Source organism: Hominimerdicola alba 8, from assembly GCF_000178155.2.
Taxonomy (GTDB): domain Bacteria; phylum Bacillota; class Clostridia; order Oscillospirales; family Ruminococcaceae; genus Hominimerdicola; species Hominimerdicola alba_C.
Genome location: NZ_ADKM02000025.1, coordinates 1 through 693 on the forward strand (window position 1 = coordinate 1; position 693 = coordinate 693).

General features: G+C 49.8%; 1 protein-coding gene and 1 pseudogene. Both read left to right on the top strand.

Annotated elements, in window-relative coordinates; genetic code table 11:
* Positions 1 to 451 (top strand): annotated as a pseudogene (locus CUS_RS02355) (NAD(P)(+) transhydrogenase (Re/Si-specific) subunit alpha); the annotation flags it as partial.
* A 59-nt stretch (positions 452 to 510) separates the two neighbouring features.
* On the top strand, positions 511 to 693 hold a 183-nt coding region (locus tag CUS_RS02360), incomplete at its 3' end, for a proton-translocating transhydrogenase family protein (RefSeq protein ID WP_002847323.1).

Genomic DNA, 693 nt, shown 5'->3' on the forward strand with positions numbered 1-693 from the left:
CTACGCAAAGGAACTTACCCCCGAACAGATCGCCAAACAGCAGGAAGCTCAGGCGAAAGTCTGCGAGCGTTCCGACATCGTTATCACCACCGCAAAGGTTTTCGGAAGAAAGGCTCCCCGCCTCATCGGCAAGGATGTCCTTGACCGTATGAAAAAAGGCGCGGTAGTGGTCGATATGGCAGTATCTACGGGCGGAAACGTTGAAGGCAGCAAACTTTTCGAGGACGTTGTCACCGAAAACGGCGTGACTATCATGTGCGGCGACATGCTCGAAAGACAAGTCCCATATGACGCATCGAAAATGCTTTCGGGAAATTTCACAGCCTTTCTGACCCATTTTTATGACAAGGAGAGCAAGGAGCTGTTAGTTGACCTTAACGACGAAATAATGCGCGGCTGCCTGCTCACACAGGGCGGAAAGATAATTCACGAACGCTTCAAGGATCAATAATTATTGCGATGCGTTGCAACTAAAACGTTTTCGTGAAATCATAGAGGAGGTAAAGTAAAATGGCGATAGGAGAAATTCTTCTGCTCGTTTTCGTGTTTGTCATCGCTGGTTTTCTGGGTGTCGAGCTTATCTCGAAAGTCCCCTCGCAGCTTCATACGCCCCTTATGTCGGGCACAAACGCTATATCGGGCATAACCATAGTCGGCGCTATCTCAGCGACCGCTGTGGCGCTCCACACCGAT